The following is a 20,601-nucleotide window of genomic DNA, read 5'->3' as shown; positions in this document are numbered from 1 at the left end:
AAAGTTCGCTGGTCGAACTGTACCGGATCTCAGCGCGACTCGCGACCTCACTCGAGGGGGTCCAGCGCGACGCCGGAGCGACGCGCGAGCGATGCGAGCCCCAGGGCGATCTCGTCGCAGATCTCCTGATGGTCGGCGACGTTGGAGTGGTGGTTGTCGCGGACCTGGTAGATCGCGGCGTAGACGAGTTCGCGCTCGTGATCCGTGGCAGTGGCGGGAAGGGGAACGGACCGCCAGAAGTCATGGACCGCAGCGGTACTGATGTGGAAGCGGCCCCTGGCGCCCGCGGCGGCGCTCAGCGCGATCCGGACGGCGCCGAGAGCGATCGAGTTCTCGGAGAGCCTGCGGCGACAGCGGACGTCGGTCGCCTCCGGTTCCGCTTCCCGAGCCGCCCGCTGCACCTGTTCCACCGTCGGCCCGTCGGTCCACTCGAGCGTCCAGTCCTGGGTGGCGTCGGAGTACACCGCCTCGACCGGGCCGTGCCCGCGGTCGGCGAGCCCGAACTCGTCGGTGAGGACGCGGGCGAGAATGGCGGCATCGTGAACAGGCATGCACTAGTTCAGCAGACGGCACTGACACGGCTCCTCGACGCCTTCCTCACGCCTGCGGACGCCGGCCGGCGCTCCAGGGGCGGGCGCATTGTGCTGGTTTGCAGGACCCGCCCGACGAACGTGAAGTAGCGTCAATATTGCCGGGTCGGGAGCGCCGGACCCGTGCAGGTCTTTCACTTGTGGCGATCAGACCTCCTCGCCACGCGGGCGCCTTTCGCCGGGGCGTGCGCGGCCCGTTCGGGCCGCGGTGCACCCGTTCTCCCGATGGAGGCATCGACCATGGGAATCATCAACGGACCGACGCTCGACAGGCTGCGCGAGGAGATGCGCGGACCCGTGATCGCCTCGGGCGATCCGGGTTACGACGAGGCCCGCAACATCTACAACGCCATGATCGACCGGCGTCCGGCCGCCTTCGCGCAGTGCGTCGACGTCGCCGACGTGCGGGCCGCGATCGCCTTCGCGCACGACATCGAGGTCGAGCTCGCGGTGTCCGGCAGGGGCCACAGCGGGCCCGGCCTGGGCCTGGTCGATGACGGCCTCACGCTGGATCTGTCCCCTATGAACTGGGTGCGGGTGGACCCGGCCGCGGGCATCGCGCAGGTGGGCGGCGGCACGCAGATCGGCGCGATCGACCATGCGGCGCATGCGTTCGGCCTCGGCATGCCGACGGGCATCATGTCCACTACGGGGATCGGCGGCCTCACGCTGGGCGGCGGGCACGGCCACCTGACCCGCAAGTACGGCCTGACGATCGACAGCCTGCAGTCCGCCGACGTCGTCCTCGCCGACGGCGCCTTCGTCACCGCTTCGGAGCAGGAGCACCCCGACCTGTTCTGGGCGCTGCGGGGCGGCGGCGGGAACTTCGGCGTCGTCACGTCGTTCACCTTCAACCTGCACCCGGTGAGCACGGTCGGGGTCGGGGCGACCGTGTGGCCCGTCGACCGCACGCCGGACATCCTGCGCTGGTACCGGGAGTTCCTCCCCACCGCGCCCGAAGACCTCAACGGGTTCTTCGCACTCTTGACGGTGCCGCCCGGACCGCCGTTCCCGGAGCCGATCCACGGGCAGAAGATGTGCGGTGTGATCTGGTGCGACACCGGCGACCTGGAGGAGGGCCGCCTCGAGGAGGCCCTGTCCGTGGTGAACGACCCGGCGCCGCCGGCCTTCCACTTCACCACGTCGATGCCCTACCCCGCGCTGCAGACCATGTTCGACGAGCTGATCCCGAAGGGGCTGCAGTGGTACTGGCGCGGCGCCTTCTTCGACGAGATCACCGACGCGGCGATCGAAGTGCACGACAGGTACGGCCACGGCATGCCCACCGAACTGTCGACCATGCACCTCTACCCCGTGGACGGGGCCGCCCACCGGGTGGGCGCAGACGACACGGCCTGGGCCTACCGGGACGCCATGTGGTCCGCGGTGATCGGCGGGATCGATCCCGACCCCGCCAACGCCGACCTGGTCCGCCGATGGTGCGTCGACTACTCGACCGACCTGCACCCGCATTCGATGGGCGGCTCGTACGTCAACTTCCTCGGCTCGAAGGAGAGCCCCGAGCGCCTGCAGGCGACGTACCGCGGCCACTACGACCGATTGGCCTCGATCAAGCGCGACTACGATCCCGAGAACTTCTTCCAAGCCAACCAGAACATCCCGCCCGCTTCCTAGCCGGCTGGATTGCGGCTTGACAAACGGAGCTTCAGGCCGGAGGGTATTGACCGATAAAGTCTTGCCTTCTCTAGGAGCGACCACGGCATGAGCCGCGACATCACCCGCCACGCGCCCATCGTCAAGGGCGTCCCGCACCTCCTGCACGGCGGGGACTACAACCCCGACCAGTGGATCAGGTCCAAGGACACGATCTGGAAAGAGGACATGCGCCTCGCCCGGCTCGCCGGGGTCAACACCCTCTCGGTGGGCATCTTCGCCTGGGCCGCACTGGAACCCGAAGAGGGCCGGTACGAGTTCGGCTGGCTCGACGAGATCATGGACCTCATGCACGAGAACGGCATCACCGCCGTGCTCGCCACCCCCTCCGGAGCGCGCCCAGGCTGGATGAGTCACCGCTACCCCGAGGTCCTGCGCGTGAACGGCGACCGCACCAAGAACCGCCACGGCGGCCGCCACAACCACTGCCTCACCTCGCCGGTGTACCGCGAGAAGACCCTCGCGATCAACACGGCCCTGGCCGAGCGCTACGGCGAGCACCCCGCGCTCGGCGTCTGGCACCTCTCCAACGAGTACGGCGGCGAGTGCCACTGCGACCTGTGCCAGGAGCGGTTCCGCTCGTTCCTCCAGGAGAAGTACGGCTCGCTCGACGAGCTGAACGAGGCCTGGTGGTCGGCGTTCTGGGCCAAGACGTACTCCGACTGGTCGCACATCGAGTCGCCCGGCGTGCACGGGCGCGGCGAACAGGACATCCATGGGCTGCATCTGGACTGGATGCGGTTCACCACCGAGCAGTTCGTCGACTTCTACCTCCACGAGGCCGCGCCGCTCAAGGCGATCACGCCCGGGATCCCGTGCACGACCAACCTCATGGGCACCTACCCGGGCATCGACTACTACCGTCTCGCCCAGGTCCTGGACGTGGTCTCGTGGGACTCCTACCCGCAGTGGAGCGGCACGGACCGCGACGTGCGGACCGGCGTGGAGGCCGGGTTCCACCACGACCTGACGCGCAGCCTCAAGGGCAAGCCGTTCATGCTCATGGAGTCCTCGCCTTCGGCCACGAACTGGCGGCCGGTCGCCAAGCTCCACCGGCCCGGCGTCCACTTGCTCCAGTCGATGCAGGCCGTCGCGCACGGCGCGGACACCGTGCAGTACTTCCAGTTCCGCAAGGGCCGCGGCGGTTCCGAGAAGTTCCACGGCGCGATCGTGGACCACGAGGGCACCGAGAAGACCCGCGTGTTCCGTGACGTGGCGGAGGTCGGCGAGCGCCTCGCCGGACTGGACGCGGTCGTGGGCACGTCGACGCCCGCCGACGTCGCGCTCGTCTACGACTGGCACAACCGGTGGGCCCTGGACGACATGAAAGGCCTGCTGCAGGAGCAGACCGCCTACGCGCACACGGTGGTCGACCACTACCAGGCGTTCTGGGAGCAGGGCGTGCCCGTCGACGTCATCGACGGCTCGCTCATCGCCGCGCCTGGGGAGCTGGACCGGTACCGCGTGCTCGTCGCGCCGATGCTCTACATGCTCCGTCCCGGCGTGGCCGAGGCCGTGAACGCGTTCGTGGAGCGCGGCGGCACCTTCGTCGCCACGTACGCCTCCGGATACGTCGACGAGAACGACCGCACGTTCCTCGGCGGCTTCCCCGGTCCGCTCCGGGGCACGCTCGGCGTCTGGGCAGAGGAGATCGACGCGCTCTATGAGGACGACCGGAATGCGATCGCCTGGAACGGCAAGGAGTACGAGGCGTTCGGGCTGTGCGAGCTCATCCACGCCGAAGGCGCCGAAGTGCTGGGCACGTACGGCACGGACTTCTACGCGGGCCGCCCGGCGCTCACCGTGAACCACCGCGGCGAGGGCAAGGCGTACTTCATCGCCGCGCGCACCGGAGCGGACTTCCTCGACGACTTCTACCGGCAGGTCATCGCCGACACCGGCGTCGAACGCGCGCTGGACGCCGACCTCCCGGCGGGCGTGACCGCGCAGGTCCGCAGTGACGGCGAGACCGACCACGTGTTCGTCCTCAACTGCAACCCGACCGAGGCGCGCGTCGACCTCGGCGACGGCGAAACGCTCGAACTCGCCCCCTACGGCAACGCGGTCCTCGACCGGCCGCGCCCGAAAAACGGAGCCTAGGTTCCGCTGAGACCGCCACCGCCGCACCGGGTTCCGTAACCCGGTGCGGCGTGCGTTCCAGCGCCGTCAGCTCAGGCCGTAGGCCCGGATGGTGGTGTGCTCGACCTCGGCGCCGGCGGTGTCGGTGGCGGTCATGCGGGTCGCGACGTATTTCGCGTCCTCGGGGTGCCGGAGGACGGCGGTGGCGGTGCCGCTGCCGGGGTCGAAGACGAGATCGACCGCGCTCCAGGTGAATCCGTCGTCATAGGAGACCTCCAACCCCATTTCAGCCGCCGGCACTCCTTCGCCGGTGTCGCGCACCAGCTCCAGGGTGATCGGCTGCTCGCGGTTCGCCGTCAGCCCGCCTTCGATGTCAGGGGCGGTGAGGGCCACGGCCGGGAGGAGGAGCTCCAGCTCCTGTCCGGGCTCGACCGCGGCCGGGTCGAGGTCGAAGCTCCAGTCGATGAAGGACTTGAAGGCGAACGGCCCGCTGGCGGGCTCGCGGGAGCCGCCGACGGAGAGGCTGTAGCGGCCGGCCCCGTCGAGATCGAGGCCGAAGCCTTCGAGCGGGTCGATGCTAGAGACCCAGTCGAGCCGCTGCCCGTCGCGGCTCAGCTCGACGTCGCCGCTGTAGCCGACGAGGACGACCTGTTCGCCGTTGCGGCTGGCGCCCAGGGGGACGGCTGCTTCGAGACCGACTTGCCCGTCGACATTGGCGACCAGCGCTTCGGCGGCTCCTGCCGTCAGTGGCCCGTTCGGGAAGGTCCGGTCGACCAGGCCGGGCGTGAGCACGGCGTTCTTGACACTCTCCTCGAAACCGTCGAGCATCGCCCCGGTCTCGGGGTCGAAGACGCCGCCGGTGATGGCGGTGTCCCAGGCGATCTCGGGATCGGCGGTGTAGAGGTTCAGGCGCTGCGAGGGGAAGGGCGTGTCGACGGCGAAGCACATCGCCGGGCCGATGTCCCCGCTGACGTGGTAGCCGTAGTCGCAGGTGTAGCCGTCGACAGGCGGGCCGAAGCCGGTGTAGTCGGTCGCGATCTTCGCGAGCTTGTCGTCGTGCACCAGGTACGACGTGTCGTCGGGGAAGCCGCCGGTCTCGGCGAACGCGAGGTTGTACTGGTAGGGCTCGGCGGCGCCGTCCGGGCCGGCGAGGGTGGTCTGGTACCTGAATCCGAGGTCGTATCCGGGAATGTCGGTCTCGGGCATGAGGTAGACGTCGGTGCCCGAGGGGCCGAAGACGCCGGCGCCGACACTGGGACCGCCGTCGGTCTTCGCGGCGACGATGTTGGCGCCGAAGTCGACCGGTTCGGCGTCTGGCCGTTCGACCTCGACGGAGACGAGCTCTGCGTCGGCGCCGTCCAGGACGAGTTCGGTGTTCTCGTCGCCGACGGTGACGTGGGAGATGCCGAAGACGAACTCGGTGAACTGGTCGCCGGGTCCCAGGTTCCAGACGGCGTGGGTGAGCACGTAGTCGCCGGGCTCGAGGTCGGCGGTGGCGACGCCGTCCGCGTCGAAATCGAGCTCGCCGCCGTTCTCGTGGTCGGCGGTGTCGTACCAGGTGATGTAGCCGCTGTCGGGGACTTCTCCGGCGTGGTCGCGGACGATGACGGTGAGCGTCGGGTCCTGCACCGCGCCGCCGACGGGCGGGAGGGCGACGAAGGATTCGAGGTCGCTTTCGCTCAGCGCGGCGGCGTCGGCGCGGCCGTCCTCGATGAGCTCGGTGGCGTTGTAGCGGCGGGCGTCCTCGGTGCCCGCGAAGAGTGCGTCGGCCTTGTCGGCGGGGACGACGATGGTGCCCTCACCGTCAGCGGCCGGGACGGTCGTGAAGGCGATGTCCTCGCGGCCCGCTGCGGGTTCGAGCCCGAGGGCGCCGCCGGGTAGGAGCCGCACCCGGTCTCCGGTCGGCAGGGTGACGGTGTCGGTGGTCGGTTCGGATGCGGTGAGGGCGGGACGGGGGTGCTCATCGGCCTCGGCGGCCGTCACTCCGGCGGCGATCGTGCCGCAGAGGGCGACTGCCGCGGTTGCCGCGGCCATGGTTCGTCGTCGCAACATGACGGATCCTTCCTGGTTGGTTGTGGACGGACAGTGCCGTGATCGGTCGGCGTCTGCGGGCGGCCGTCAGGTAAGGCGGCGTTCACTGGGCAGGTTCGCCCTGGTGAACAGGAGTGCTCCGATCGCAGCGAGGATCGGGACGGCCAGCAGGGTGATGCCGATGGAGGGCCACGGCAGCTCCCAGCCGTAGAGGGTGTGGAACGGGTACTGCTTCTGGAGCGAGCTGTTGAGCGCCGAGCGGATGAGCGCGTACCCGATGGTTCCGGCCGCGGTGCCAAGCGCGGTGCCGAACACGGCGATGACGACGATCTGCCACATCGCGAACCGCCGGCGCAGGCCCGGTGCGGCGCCCACCGCCGCGAGCGTGGTCATGTCCCGGCGCTGCTCGGCGATGATGAGGCCGGTGGAGACCGCGGTGGCGCCCAGGGCGATCAACGCGCAGAGACCGGTCACGCCGAGCACGAGCACGGACGCGAACGGGTCACGGTAGTCCGTGATCGCGAAGTGGGCGAAGATCTCGCCGCCGGCGACCTCGCGGTCGAAGTCGGCCGCCAGCGCCTCGACGTCGCCGGTGTCGACCTCGGTGCTGGTCTCCAGCAGGTACAGGCGGTCGTAGGTGGGTTCGGTGTAGCCCATCCGCTCGGCCGCGGCGGGGCTGAGGAACGTCTGCGGGTGACCCAACTGTCCCTTGTCGACGACCATGGCCGGCAGTTCGAGGTAGGTCTCCTGCGGGATCTGGGAGCCGCCGCTCTCGTTCCACGTCGTGATCTCCTGTCGGAAGACGACGGTGCCCTGGTCGGTGAGCGCCCACGGGTCGGCGACGAGGACGCCGCCGCCTTTGAGCATCGCCACGGCCTCGTCGAGTTCGGCGCCTTCGAGATCGGTGTAGGCGGCGACGACCTTCGGGTCGGTCGTGGCGGGCGCGGTGCCGTCGGCGATGCCGACGGCGTCGGCGCGCTCGTCGCAGCGCTCGTCCTCGCGGGCCGCTTCGACCGCGGCGGCTTCGGCTTCGGGCGTACTGGTGTCGGCCGACCAGTAGGGGCAGGCGTTCTCGTCGGGCCTGACCGGAGTCCAGAGGCACTCGACGGTCTCGCCTTCGCCCGCTTCGAAGCCGCAGCCCTCCCAGCCGGAGTACCTGGTGACCGCGGTCAGCTCCACGTCGTCCAGCCTGGCCGAGAGCATCCGCCGGGTCTCCTCCAGCGCGCCCTCCCAGTCGGGGGTCTCCTCCTGGTTCTTGAAGTGCTGGAGGGTGATCGTCATGGCGCCCTGCGGCAGCAGGTGCTCCTGGTTCTCCTCGTTGCGGACCGCGTTGGCGGTCACGGTCATCGAGAAGGCGATGCCGCCGGCGACGACGCCGAGGACGGCGGCGATCGCCGGTGCCGCGGAGCCGCGGTTGCGTCCGGCCTCGCGCATCGCCATGCGCGGCGCCAGGCGCAGGCGGCGGCCCAGTCGCGCCGTCAGGCCCAGGAGTGTGGGCGTGCAGGCGACGAGGCCCATCTGGGTCAGGACGAGGGCGGCGACCATGGGCAGGAGGCTCCCGGCCGTGACGCCGACGAAGCCCGCGGCGATGCCGAGGCCGATCGCTGCGAGGCCGATCGCCATCCAGCGCTTGGTGCCCTTGCGGCTGGGGGTGCGGCCGGTGAGGGCCGCGACGACGTTGATGCGGGAGGCGCTGACGGCGGCGGCGAGCGCCGAGAGCAGTCCGGTGCCGATGGCCACTCCGGCGAGCACGGCCTGGATCCACGGCATGATCTGGATGCCCGCGCTGCGGTGTCCGACGAAGCGTTCCAGGGCGGGCAGGCCGGCGGCGAGGACGCCGATGCCGAGGAGGACGGCGAGGCCCGCCGCTATGAGGCCGAAGAGGAGGCCTCCGGCGAGGACGACGCCGCGGATCTGGGCGGGGGTGGCGCCGTTCGCGCTCATGAGCGCGAATTCGCGGGTGCGGCGCTTGGCGCTGATGGCGAAGGCCGGCCCGGAGAGGAGCACGACCTCCATGACGACGACCGCTGCGATCAGGCCGTAGACCGTGAGCATCTCGGTGTCGACCGCACTCGATTCGCTGGTCTGGTAGCTGCCGCCTTCGGGCGGCGGCGGGGGGTCGTTCACGAACGAGGGCGCCCAGACGGTGAGGCCGATCTCGTTGACGGCCATGGCATGTTCGTGCGTGATAGCGCCCGGGACGTCGACGAGCCAGCCGTTGTTGGTGGGCTCGGGGAAGACGGTGCCGATGGCGATCTGCCCGTTGAGGTCCCAGGGGAATTCGACGATGCCGCTGACTTTGTATGTCACGGTGGTCTCGTCCTGGTCCACGACGAGGTCGTCGCCGACGCCGAGTTCGAGGTAGTCGGCCGCGGCCGCGCTGAGGGCGACCTCGTCGCCGCTCGGGATCCCGCCTTCGAGGTAGGCCATCCCGGAGGCTTCGTACGCGTCGTCGGTCAGGTCGTAGCCGAGGGACCGGATCGTGCCGAGGCCGTCGGGGGTCTCGACGTCGATCTGCGTTTCGCCGCTGGTGTCGGGGTTGTACGGCGCGACATGGGAGCCTTCGGGGAGGGCGGCCAGCAGGTCGGCCTCGGAGGCCGCCACCGCCTCTGCCTCCTCGGTCTCGTAGACGGGCCAGCGGGCGTCCCAGGTGTACTGGCTGACAGGGGTGCCGTCTGAGGCGACTTCGACGTAAGCGTCGTTCTCGCCCACGTGCTGTCGGGTGATCTCCTCGGGCGAGAGCTGCATGGTGTCGTAGGCGCTCGCGGCGACGGCGACGCCCAGCAGCGGCAGTCCGAGCAGTGCGATCGACAGGGCGGATCGGCCTTTGTACCGCATGGCCTCACGGCGGGCGATGCGGAGGGCCAGGCGGCTTGCAGCCCATGGGTATCGAACGGTCATCAGGGGTCACCGTTTTTCTTCTGCGGCATCGGATCGATTGCGGGACTGGGGTTCTCGAAGGTCGTGCGGCAGCTGCGCCGGTTCCCCGATCTCTTGGATACGCAGTATGCCATATCGAGTATGTGCCCACAGGAGAGCCCTCTCGGCACCGCATCCGCCTGCCTCGTCTGACCTGGATCCCGTGCGGAGGAGTTCGATAGGCTCGTCATCCTGCAAGCCGGGGCGCCGGACCCTGGTTCGGCGAGAAGGGAAGTACCTGCGAGCAGGGACCGGACACCCGTCGAAGCCATCGTCCTCGAACTGTTCGGCGTGATCATCGCCTTCGACGACGACGTCGTGCCCATGCCGGGCATGGCCGATCTCGTCGGTTCCCTGTCCGAGCGGTTCCGCCTCGTTCTACTGTCCAATGTCGATCATTGCTACTGGCGGACCGTGCAGGAGCGGCACCCGGAACTCCAGGACATCACAAAGCTGCCCGTGTCCTGCGACCTCGGCCTCGCGAAGCCCGAACCCGAGGCGTTCCTACTCGCGAGCCGGGCAGCGGGCGCAGACCCGGCGCGGTGCCTGTTCGTCGACGACACCAGGGTGAACGCCGAAGCCGCACAGGCGCTCGGCTTCCAGACGCACCTGTACCGAGATGTTCCGGGATTCCGTGAAACGCTCCGGCATCGCGACATCGCCCGCTATCCGGACACGCCCTTGGGGCGGTGCGAACATCGCACCGCCCCAAGGGTTTTCACGTGCTAGGCGACGCCGGTGACGACAGAGCCGTCACGGGTCACCGTGTACTCCAGGGTCTGGCCGCTCCAGAAGTGGAACGTCAGGAAGGCCTGCTCGCCGTCCTTGAGGCTGTCCAGGTACGGCTTGGTCAGCAGGATGGTCCCGTTCTCGTAGTCGGGCCGGTAGTCCTCCCAGAACCCCGGGAACGTGGTCCAGTCGATGGAGCCGGCCGGGGTGCCGTCGGCGTAGACCGATTCCATCATGGACAGCTTGTCGCCGTTGAACGCCGCCGGGATGGTCAGCCCCGCGTTGGTTCCGGTGGCGTCCTCGATGACGACGTCCTCGGAGTTGACGAAGTTGAGCTTCCAGGGCATGCCGTCGGAGAAGTAGATCTTCAGCTGACCGCTGGTGCCGATCTCCCGGTCGTCGAGGATGAGCTTGAGCAGCTTCGCCTTGATCGTCAAAGTGGCGCCGTCCAACGTGTAGTCCCTGCCGGCCTGCAGCGTGGTGTTCCCGTACTTCAGCTTCGAGAACTCGAGGCCGTTGAGGTTCAACGTGACCGACTGGTCCTGGATCTTCTCCGAGGCGTCGACGAACACGTTGTCCGAAGAGGCGGTGCCGGAGCGGGTGGTCCAGGCCGTCGAGATGTAGTCGAACTGCTCCTGGTCGCGCCACTCACGCTTGTAGCGGTCGTAGTGCCTTCCGTTGTCCCACCACATGGTCGTGATGCCCGAGGTGCGGGCCAGGTAGCCGAAGTGCTCGAAGAACTTCAGCGCCTCGCCGCGCTCGACCCTGTTCTCGTAGTTGTCGTGCAGGCTGTACTCACCGATGATGACCGGAATGCCCTGGGAGACGAAGGTGTCGACCTGTCGCTGGAAGTCCTCCTCCAGGAAGCTCTGGACCTCTTCGTTGTAGGAGGGGTATCCGGCGAGGTTGGCACTGAAGGGAAAGAAGCCGTAGTTGTGCGTGGTGGCCGCGAGCATCGGGTCGTCGAGCGCCTCGATCTCGGCGGCGAGGGCGTCCATGTCGCCCGGGTCCGATCCGGTGCGGATCGTCGGCAGGACCAGAAGGCGGTCGGGGTTGTCGCCGCCGGAGGCGCGCACGATCTCGTGGAAGGAGCTGTTCAGCTCCGCAATGAGCTCGTGGTCCCTGTCCGTCCCAGGGCCCCAGCCCCCGAAGCCCACCTCGTTGACCGGCTCGAACATCAGTTCCTGCGGATAATCCTTGAACGTGTCCGCGATCTGGGTCCAGGTCGCGGTGTACTGGGCCATGACCGCGTCGTGCTGCTCAGGCTCGGCGATGTGCTCGATCCACTGCCATGAGTCGTGGTGCGTGTTGATCATGACGTAGAGGTCCGCGTCGAGGGCGTAGTCGACGATCTCCTGCACCCGGTCCATGGTCGCGGGCTCGATCGTGTAGTCGGGCGCGGGGCCGGTGCGGGTGCCCCAGCTGACGGGGATGCGGACCGAATTGAAGCCTTCCGCCTTGATGTCATCGAAGAAGGTGTCGTCGACGCGCGGGTTGCCCCAGGCGGTCTCGTCGGCGCCAGGGCTGCAGCACATGGCGTCGAGGGTGTTGCCGAGGTTCCAGCCCGGCTGCATGGCCGCGACGATCTCCTGCGCGGACAGCTGGGCGGCGTCGGTCTCCTCCTGGGCCTGCGAGGTGGCCGGCAGTGTCAGCATGCCCACGGTAAGTGAGGTCACGAGGAGCAGCTTCGAAGCTTTACGTATCAATGGATGTCGTTCCTTCCACTGCGCCATGGACGGGCCGCGGCGATGCCGCGGTTGGCGCGCTAGGTGATTGCCGGATCGCTCGCGAGCGGGACGGCTCGAACGGGCACATAGAGAGACTGCAATATTTAGACACCTATGTCAACTAAAGATTCGATCTTTGGCACGTTCGACCCCCGAAAAGGCGGGCGGAGAAAGCGTGTTCCTGCAGCTAATGATCCTGTTGTCCCAGTCCGTCGAGACCCCGGTGCGGAAATGTTCGATATTCATTCGATCTTTCGGAAACCGACCCCGGGCCGCCGAATTCCGCACAACGTGGCGGAGGCGTCCGTTTCGGAGGTCGCGTCGCGAGGTCAAGGGCGTTGCGCGATACTTCCACCATGTCCCGCACCGACGATGTCGTGAACGGCATCAAGCGCATGATCCTCAGCGGCGAGCTGCACCCGGGCGAGCGCCTGCCGGTAGAGAAGGAGCTCGCCGAGACCCTCGGCGTCTCCCGTGGCTCCCTGCGCGAAGGCGTGCGGGCCCTGTCGATACTCGGCGTCCTCAACACCCGCCAAGGCGACGGCACCTACGTCACCGCCCTGGACCTCTCCCGGCTCTTGGCGCCGATGGGCTTCGTGGTCGACCTCCAGGGCGAAGGCCAGGCGCGGCACGTCCACGCCATCCGGCGCCTGCTCGAATGCGAGGCGGCCCGGCTCGCCGCCCCCCTCATCACCGACGACGCGCTGGACGAGGCCGCGAAGCTGCTCGACGAGGCCAGGACGATCCTCGACACCCAGCCCGACGAGCACGAGCGGATCATCGAGATCGACATCGCCTTCCACCGGATCATCGCCGAGCACACCGGCAACCCGGTACTGGCCGGCATGATCGAAGCGCTGGCCAGTCGCACTGTGCGCGAACGCCTCTGGCGCAGCCTCCGGCAGGAGAGCGCGGACCGCCGCACCCACGAGGAGCACATGGCCATCCTGCGGGCACTGCGCGCCCACGACTCCGACGTCGCCAGGATCCGCATGGCCAACCACCTTCTGGGCGTGGAGGAGTCGCTGCCCGATGCGGTGGACGACGACGCGCCGCTGGTGGACTCTTCGCCGGAGGCGTCGGACTGAGCGCCCACGACTCTCAATACCTCCGATGGCCGATTCATCGGATCTCGTGCGGCGCGCTGAAGCGCCTCAGCCGACGACATCGGACAATTCCGTGAATATTCTGCGATAGTTCCACCGGCTGCCGCCGAATCCGGGTGAGTAACTTTGATTCATCTGACCTTTTTCGCTCCAGGTCTTGCGTTGCGAACGCACGCTGGGTTACCTTTCGTTTGTAGTCATATCCAAATTTAGTGATCTCTGGATGCTTCCACCCCTTCTCCGGGAGCACCACCGAAAGGACCTCTCCATGCCCGTTCACTCCTCGAACGCGCCCTTCAGGCGGCGTTCTCTGTTCAAGGCCGCGGGGCTCGGGGCCGCGGGGGCCGCGGGCCTCCCGGTCATCGCCGCCTGCTCCGACATCGAGTCCGGCAAGGGCTCCACACAGGTCACCGAGGGCTTCGACTTCCTGCCCACCCGCGAGGAATGGCCGCTGCCGGTCGAACCCGACCTGATCGGCGAACCGCCCAACCACCCCTCCGCGTTCACCTCCTACCCCGAACCCGCCCAAGCCATCACCGACCTGCCCTCGGGCAGCGGCACCTACGAGATGACCGTCGCGGTCTGGGGCGACGCCCCCGCCCAAGACGACCCCTACTTCGACGCCGTCACCCAGGCCTGGGGCGGGACCCGGATCAACCTGCGCCAAGCCGACGGCAACACCTACGGCGACACCTCCGTCCAATGGATCAAAGCCGGCGAATACGGCGACGCGATCCAACTGTTCAGCTGGATGACCGGCTCCCACGCGAACTTCCGCGAAACCGTGGTCAACAACTTCTACGACCTGACCGACATCGTCACCGGCGACATCGCCGACCGATGGCCGCTCCTGGCCGCCCTCCCCTCCGAAGCCTGGGGCCAATCCGTGTGGTCCAAGGATCCCGAAGACCCCGACAGCGCCGCCATCTACGCCATCCCCATGAACTACTCAGGCGGCCAAGGCAACGGCATCCTCGCCCGCACCGACCTCATGGAAGCCGCGAACCTCGCGATGCCCACCACCGTCGAAGAGCTCCTGGAGGTCTGCCGGGCCTGGTCCGATGATGCGGCCGGCACATGGGCGTTCGCCGGCCTGGACTGGTTCATCGGGCAGTGGTTCGGCCTGGGCGGCACCGACGGCTGGAACTGGGACCCCGACCAGAAGAAGATGATCAACAACATCGAACGGCCCGAGTTCACCGAAATGCTCGAGTTCCGCCGCACCCTGTGGGACGAGAAGCTCATCCACCCCGACGCCCCCACCGGCACCCTCGACGCCGCCGCGATGCAGAAAGCCGGGACCGTCCTGTTCACCCAGGACAACCTCATCCGCTGGAACGACTTCGTGCTCCAAGTCAAACGCGGCGAAGCCGAAGGCGAAGTCGCCCCGCTCCCGCCCCTGGCCGCCAAGGGCCGCACCCCGCAGGTCGCGATGGCCTCCGGCGTCGACGGCTGGACCTTCCTCAACAAGAACCTCTCCAAGGAGCAGGTCGAGGAGATCCTCGACGTCGCCAACTGGGCCGCATCCCCCTACGGCACCAAAGAGTTCGAACTCCTCGAATACGGCGTCGAAGGCGAGCACTTCACCATCGGCGAGGACGGCACCCCCGTCTACACCGCGCTGGGCAGCCAGATCATCCAGAGCCCGGTCAACTACAAGCAGATGTGCGGCAAGGTCCAGACCTTCCTCACCGGCGACCCCGACATGGTCCAGAAACGGTTCGAGTACAACGCCTCGATCCAGGAATACGCCATGGACAACCCGTTCGAAGGCATCCGCGTCGAAGGCCCGGCCGAATCCAAAGCCGCCGGCGCCACCCTCTGGGACCAGCAGCAGGACATCGCCCACGGGCGCGCCGAACTCTCCTCGATCCCCGACATGGTCGAAACGTTCATGAACAACGGCGGCGAAGCCGCCCGCGAGTACTACACCCAGGCGTACAAGAGCGTTCACGACAAGTGATCTCTCGGCCGGGACGCGACTGAGCTCGGCCGCCATAGGAGAGAACGCCTCGGCGCGGTTCGCGAACCGCGCCGAGGCGTTCTTGTTCGTACGATCAGGATTCGTCCCCTGTGGCCGATTCAGCGACCGTCACCTGGTCGAAGACCGCGGTGCTCAGCGCCAGCGGGTCGCCGGAGACGACCGCCAGGCCGACAAGGTAGGGCGCGGTGCCGAAGGCCGGGATCGAGTGCGGCTCGCCGATCGGGGTCCAGGTCTCGCCGTCAGCGGAGGTGGCCGCCGCGAAGGCGTCGGCTGTTCTGCTGAGCCGCAGCCAGATCGGAGCGGCGACGCCGGTCGGGCCGTTGGTCGTGTCGGGACGGAAGGCCACTCTCGGGCGTCGGAAGAACTGGACGTTGCCGTTGGCGCCCAAGACGGTTGCGGCCATCTGGTCGAACGGGTTGAGCGACTTGGCCATCACCAGGCCCGCCCGGCCGTTCGCCGCCGCGCCCTGCCAGTCGGCGAGGCGGGCGACGATGGCACCGTCTCCTTCCAGCGGCCTGGACGCGAAGTGCACGGTCATGCCCTGGTTGATGAGGTTGAGATCGGTACCCGCCCCGCGGAGCGTGAAGGCGCCGGTCGACGCGTCGTGGCCGGTGATGCCGGGCACGCGGATCGCGACGACGCTGCGCGAGCCGAGCATCCGCTCGTCAGGTACCCGGTCGCCGATGTCGCGGTAGGTCCACGGCGCGGGCGGCGGGGTGCCGACCGCGAGTGCGAGGCTCGCGGTGGCGGTCCCGGTCGCGTTGACCGCGCCGACTTCGACGGTGTATTCGCCTGCGGCCGTGGGGGTTCCGGTGATGGCCCCAGTGGTCGCGTCGAGGCGGAGTCCCTCGGGCAGTCCGGTCGCGGTGAACCCGGCGGGGTCGTTGGCGGCGCGGATCAGGTGGTGGAAGGGCTTGCCTGCGTTGGCGAAAGCCGTTTCCGGTCCCGTGATCTCCGGTTTCGGCGGGGTCGGCATGATCGCGCGGGCCTCCGGTGACGGTGGTCCCTCGCCGTCGGCGTTCGAGGCGCAGACGACGTAGCGGTACTCGGTTCCGGGCGCACCGGTCGCGTCCGCGTAGCGGGCCTGGACGCCGAACCCGACCGGGCCGACGTCGCAGGCGAGGACGGCGAACTGGCCGCCGTCCGCCGGGGCGCGCTTGACGGTGTAGCGGCCGGAGAGATCCGTGCCGCTCCAGGCGAGTTCGACGGCGCTTGCACTCGACCGTGCCCGCAACTCCCCCACTGGGACGGCGGGGGCGTCGACCGACCAGCCCGGCGCGGACACGTTGTCGAAGACCGCCGAGGTGGTCTCGGCGTAGGCCTCGTCCGCTCCGAGCGCGGAGCAGACGGCCAGGCCGATGTAGAGGTCCCGGCCCAGGTCGAGGTCGGAGGAGCCGATTTGCTCCCAGTCCCGGCCGTTCGGCGAGATCCACCCGGTGAACTTGGCGCCCTTGCGCCGCAGGCGGACCCAGTAGGGGCGGCGCCAGCGGTAGCCGTCGCTCGCGCCTTCGGTGTAGGGCGCGGGCAGCGGGGTCGCGGAGGCCGGGAGGGATCCGTGGTCGGCGATCGGGAATCCGGCGTTGACGGTGATCTCGGTCTGCTGCGTAGGCGGGACCGGGGTGCTGCCGGTGCCGGAGGTGGCGCCTCCGGTCGCGGAGCGGGTCGTCCAGACGCCGCTCCAGGTGTGGAGCGGCAGGCCCTGGATGAGCATCGCCGCGTGCGCGGCGCCGGGCTCCAGGCCCTCGCGCATCATCAGGCCGACCTTCGCGTACTGGGAGCTGACGGGGTAGGCGACCCTCGCGGTGAGGGTGCCGTCGCCGTTCAGCGGCATGTACGTGAAGCGGAACCGGTCCTCCGCACCGGCGATGTCCTTGCCGCCGGCCTCGATGCGGAACGCCTGCCCGTCGAAGTCGGTCGTGCCTGTCGGGGCGGCGCCGCCGATGTCGGCGGCTTCCCAGTCCGCGGGCAGTCCCGCGGTGACGGCGATGCCGAGCGAGTCCGCGCTCGTGCCCGCCTCGTTCGCGGCGGCGACGACATAGATGTAGGTCTTGCCGGGTTCGGCCGCCGCATCGGTGTACGAGGTGGACACGATGCCGGTGGCGATCTCCTTGTACTCGTCTTCGTCGATGGCCGCGCGTTTGACGGTGTAGCCGTCGGCCGGTGCCATGCTGGCCGGTTCGACCGAGGCCACCCAGCCGACGGTGATGCCGTCCGGGGTGCCGTGGGCGGTGAGCCCGGCGGGCGCGGGCGGCGGCACCGTCGGTGCCGAGGCGTCGGCCTGCGGGCGGGCGAACGTGAGTGTGCCCCAGGAGGGGTGGTCGTCGTTGTGCCCCTCGATGATGCGGGTGCCGCCGGCCCCCCGAAAGACCACGCGCTCGGTGTACAGGGCTGGGAGCCCCATCCGGCTCGCGTAGTGGCCGTAGGCGAGTTCGTGGATGGGCCGGTACTGGCCGCGGTTGCTCGCGGCGATGGCGGTCTTGAGGTACTTGCCGGTCCGGTCCAGGTCGGCGGTGAACGGCACCTCCTCGCCGAGGTTGTAGCGCGAGGTGTACTCGTACCCGGCGAGGATTCGGTTGCCTTTGTAGCCGTAGAGGTCCGCGCCCTGGTTCCAGGCGATCTCGGCGACGTCGGCGAGCAGGCCGATCGCGAGTTGCGCATAGGCCTGGGTGCGGCCGCTCTCCTGCCCTTGGCCGGACTCGTCGACGACGATGCCGGTGATGGAGCCGTTCCCGGCCCCGTCCGCGGCGTAGCGCACCGCGTCCTCGAACATGACGCGGTCGTCGCAGAACACCGCGATCGCGATGACCAGCTGGAGCGCGGCGACATCCCAGTTGCCGTTGGCGAACAGGGCATACCCCGAGATCGACGGGTACCAGACGTCCTTGAAGGACCGCTCGCACCGGACGATGTCGGCCTCGGCCCAGCCGTCGTACTCGCTGTGCCGCAGGATCTCCGCCGCGTTGACGAGCTTGAAGCCCTGGACTCCGGCGCCGAGTTGGCCGTCAGCGCCGGTGATGGCCTCCAGACTGGACGACCAGGCGTTGAGGATGTCGCGGGCCTTGTCCGCGTGCCGCTCGTCGCCGGTGATCGCCCACATCAGGGCGTTCTGGTAGGCGGCCCCGGCGTCCTCGGCCGCCTCGGCGGTGTGGTCGGTGGGGCCGCGGCCCCACGACGTGACCTGGCCGGTGTTGCGGATCCGGTAGTCGTGTTTGGAGCGGGCGTGCGCGGCCATCGCCGCGAAGCCCTGGTGCATCGGCGCCTCCTGCGCCGCAACGGCAGTGCGCATGCGCTCCAAGTCCGCCGCGCTGTGGAGCAGGCCCGGGTGGGCGAAGCCCGCGTCGGCGGCGAGCGGGCTCGCGGGGGCGGCTTGCGCCGCGCCGGTGGGAAGGGCGCTCGCGCCGGTCACCGCGATGAGGGTGCCCGCCGCACCCCGCAGGAGGGTGCGGCGGGTCGTCTTGTGTCGGTTCATCTCAGTCACTGCACCGTGATCGTGACGGTCTTGTCGGCGGTCCCGCTCGCGTTGGCGGCGCTGACGACCGCCTCGTACGTGCCGGCCTTGGTCGGGGCCCCGAAGACGACGCCGGTGGTCGGGTCGACCGCGAGCCCCTCGGGCAGGCCCGAGGCGGCGAACGTCTCGGGGAAGCCGGTCGCGCTGATCGTGTAGAGCGTCGGCGCGCCGGCCTTGGTCTCAACGGCGTCGGCGGCGACGAGGATCGGCGCCGAGGAAGTCGGGGCGGTGGCGGCGTCGAGGAAGCGCAGGCCGGTCACGTGCTCGTTCACGTGCATGGGAACCATGTCCGTGGTGTTGTACCAGCGGGGTTTGCCCCCGGTGTCGGAGATGACCTTGCCGTTGACGGAGAAGTTCTGGAAGGTCACGTCCTTGATGGCGTGCTCCGCGTCGTACCCGAGCATCATCGCGGTACTGGCGTTGTTCCCGTCGTAGCTCAGGTTCTTGACGAAGACCGACTCGATGCCGCGGCCGATCGAGGTGTTGTAGGTCTTGTTGTAGGTCACCCGGAAGTGGATGATCTGGCCCCACCGGAAGTCTTCGATGCGGACGTCCTGGATCCGGACGTTGCGCACGAGGTTGCTGTCGCCCGGGTTCAGCGCGATGCAGCCCTGGTAGTTCAACTGCGGCTCACGGTGGTCGAGGATGTCGAGGTTGCTGATGGTGATGTTCTCCAGCACCTCCGGCTCGTCGGAGTTGCCGTGCGTGGCGATGTTGATCGGGTGCGCCACGTCCGCCCACAGCACCGAGTTCTGGATGGTGACGTTGCGGACGTCGCCGTAGTAGTCCCACCGGTGCGCGTAGATCGCGATGCAGTCGTCGGAGCTGCGCATGAAGGCGCCGTCGATCAGCACCTCACTGCTGCTGTAGATGTCGATGCCGTCGCCCCACCGGGCGGAGCTGAAGTAGTTCAGGTTCTTGACCGTCACCTGCTGCGACTCGGCGATGTTGAACGCGTTGCCGGTCGGGTTGTTCATGATGGTGATGCCGTCGATCAGGATGTTCTTCGAGCTCTCGACCGGGGCCGCACCCCAGTCGACCCCGTAGATCATGCCGCGGCCGCGCAGCGTGGCGTTCTCGACGCCGTTGAAGCGGATGTTGCGCTTGACGACCGCGCCGCCGGCGATGTAGACGGTCTGGCCGCTCGCGACCGCGACCCCCTCACCGGTGTGCACGCCGGGTCCGAAGTAGACGACGGACGGGTCCTCGGGGTCGGGCACGTCGGTCTCGATGGGGTTGGCGATCAAGTGCAGGCAGTCGAAGACCTCGTCGTTGACCTCGATGACCAGCTTGCGGGGCTCGCTGATCGTGAACTTGAGCGTGTCGTCGTCCACTGTCGGCTCGACCTCGTATGAGAGCGGGCGGATCCGCGCCTTCTCGATGGCGCCCTTGGTGTATCGCACCTTCACCTCGACCTCGCCGGAGAAGTCGAAGTAGGCCACAGCGGAGTCGTGCAGGGGACTGGCACCGGTGTTCGCGTCGATCATCTTCAGGACGGTGTTGTAGACGCCGAGCCGCTGCCAATCACCGTTCCCGGTGCGCACGCGCACCTCGAAGCTGTCGTTCTGCGCGATGCCGTCCGGGACGGGGTAGGTGACGAGGGTTTCCTCGGCGGTCGCACCCTGGGCCGAGGCGGGGCCCGCCGCGGTCGCCAGGTATCCGGCGACGGCGGCGGCACCGCTCGCCGCGAGGACGGTGCGCCGGGACAGAGCGGGGCTGGAAGGGTTGTGTGTCATCGTTCCTCATTCTTCAATTCGGGGAGTGGAGATGCACGGGACCGGATCGGGTCCGGCCCCGCCTGACGTTGCGGCGCAAGGTCGCTGGAGATGGGTGCCGGAAGTCAGCGCGTATGGGTGAGCGTCCCGAATCCGAGATCGTCGAATCCGCCTGACGTGGTGCCGTAGTCGGCGATGAGCTTGTTCGAGCCCGAGATCCAGGGCTCTTCCTTGGCGAGAGCCTGCTGTCCCATGCGGTCGAGGCCGGCATGGGCACGCAGCATCCCTGAGTGGGCGCCGGATTGCGCGTGCGCGGCACCGATACCGGAGGTACCGATCGCGGCGAGGCCGCCCGTGACGGTCGATCCCTTGAAGAGGTCGCGTCGGTCGAGGCCCGCGCGGAGGCGCGGCTCGTGGTGCTGATCGAATGGCATGGTGCGTCCCTGCGCCATGCGGCGAGCGATGCCGGGGAATGCCACCGCGTACCTGCGACGGATCGTGTTGGAACACGTTCCGCCGAGGGAGATCGTACCGGATTC

The 20,601-nt window shown here is 68.6% G+C and carries 12 protein-coding genes; 5 read left to right on the top strand and 7 right to left on the bottom strand.

The genetic code is table 11. The features are described from left to right. Positions 1-47: 47 nt before the first annotated feature. Positions 48-551, bottom strand: coding sequence for a hypothetical protein (locus ACFO8M_RS14495; protein ID WP_387976566.1), 504 nt, complete (start codon positions 549-551; stop codon positions 48-50). A gap of 279 nt (positions 552-830) precedes the next feature. On the opposite strand from ACFO8M_RS14495, the gene ACFO8M_RS14490 reads away from it, so the two are divergent. Both ACFO8M_RS14490 and ACFO8M_RS14485 read left to right on the top strand, forming a co-directional pair. After that, positions 831-2,225, top strand: a complete 1,395-nt coding sequence (locus ACFO8M_RS14490) for an FAD-binding oxidoreductase (protein WP_387976564.1) — start codon at positions 831-833, stop codon at positions 2,223-2,225. Positions 2,226-2,312: 87 nt separating this feature from the next. Beyond that, complete coding sequence (locus tag ACFO8M_RS14485; protein ID WP_387976562.1) at positions 2,313-4,364, top strand: beta-galactosidase; 2,052 nt, start codon at positions 2,313-2,315, stop codon at positions 4,362-4,364. Positions 4,365-4,430: 66 nt separating this feature from the next. On the opposite strand, the gene ACFO8M_RS14480 is transcribed toward ACFO8M_RS14485, so the two are convergent. After that, positions 4,431-6,395 carry a hypothetical protein gene (locus ACFO8M_RS14480; protein WP_387976560.1) on the bottom strand — a complete coding sequence of 655 codons (1,965 nt, stop codon included), beginning with the start codon at positions 6,393-6,395 and terminating at the stop codon, positions 4,431-4,433. A gap of 66 nt (positions 6,396-6,461) precedes the next feature. Next, positions 6,462-9,275 (bottom strand): FtsX-like permease family protein, encoded by a 2,814-nt coding sequence (locus tag ACFO8M_RS14475; protein WP_387976557.1) that lies wholly within the window; start codon positions 9,273-9,275, stop codon positions 6,462-6,464. A 207-nt stretch (positions 9,276-9,482) separates the two neighbouring features. On the opposite strand from ACFO8M_RS14475, the gene ACFO8M_RS14470 reads away from it, so the two are divergent. Continuing rightward, on the top strand, positions 9,483-10,022 hold the full coding sequence (locus ACFO8M_RS14470; protein WP_387977446.1) for an HAD-IA family hydrolase: 540 nt from the start codon (positions 9,483-9,485) through the stop codon (positions 10,020-10,022). Here the strand turns inward: ACFO8M_RS14470 and ACFO8M_RS14465 are convergent. Next, complete coding sequence (locus ACFO8M_RS14465) at positions 10,019-11,677, bottom strand: cellulase family glycosylhydrolase (RefSeq protein ID WP_387976555.1); 1,659 nt, start codon at positions 11,675-11,677, stop codon at positions 10,019-10,021. The two genes, ACFO8M_RS14470 and ACFO8M_RS14465, sit on opposite strands and share 4 nt — an antisense overlap. Before the next feature lie 428 nt (positions 11,678-12,105). Between ACFO8M_RS14465 and ACFO8M_RS14460 the strand changes: the two genes are divergently transcribed. Further along, positions 12,106-12,837 (top strand): FadR/GntR family transcriptional regulator, encoded by a 732-nt coding sequence (locus ACFO8M_RS14460; protein ID WP_387976553.1) that lies wholly within the window; start codon positions 12,106-12,108, stop codon positions 12,835-12,837. 286 nt (positions 12,838-13,123) lie between these two features. Beyond that, positions 13,124-14,818, top strand: a complete 1,695-nt coding sequence (locus ACFO8M_RS14455; protein WP_387976551.1) for a hypothetical protein — start codon at positions 13,124-13,126, stop codon at positions 14,816-14,818. Positions 14,819-14,912: 94 nt separating this feature from the next. On the opposite strand, the gene ACFO8M_RS14450 is transcribed toward ACFO8M_RS14455, so the two are convergent. From ACFO8M_RS14450 to ACFO8M_RS14440, 3 genes are all read right to left on the bottom strand, one after another. Then, on the bottom strand, positions 14,913-18,308 hold the full coding sequence (locus ACFO8M_RS14450) for an alginate lyase family protein (RefSeq protein ID WP_387976548.1): 3,396 nt from the start codon (positions 18,306-18,308) through the stop codon (positions 14,913-14,915). 5 nt (positions 18,309-18,313) lie between these two features. Next, positions 18,314-20,083, bottom strand: a complete 1,770-nt coding sequence (locus ACFO8M_RS14445) for a glycosyl hydrolase family 28 protein (RefSeq protein ID WP_387976545.1) — start codon at positions 20,081-20,083, stop codon at positions 18,314-18,316. A 104-nt stretch (positions 20,084-20,187) separates the two neighbouring features. Next, positions 20,188-20,496 carry a twin-arginine translocation signal domain-containing protein gene (locus tag ACFO8M_RS14440; RefSeq protein WP_387976543.1) on the bottom strand — a complete coding sequence of 103 codons (309 nt, stop codon included), beginning with the start codon at positions 20,494-20,496 and terminating at the stop codon, positions 20,188-20,190. Positions 20,497-20,601: the final 105 nt, after the last annotated feature.

Source organism: Glycomyces rhizosphaerae, assembly GCF_042647865.1.
Classification (GTDB): domain Bacteria; phylum Actinomycetota; class Actinomycetes; order Mycobacteriales; family Micromonosporaceae; genus Glycomyces; species Glycomyces rhizosphaerae.
Note: the sequence above shows the minus strand (reverse complement) of the source record. Positions and strands in the feature narration are given on the sequence as shown.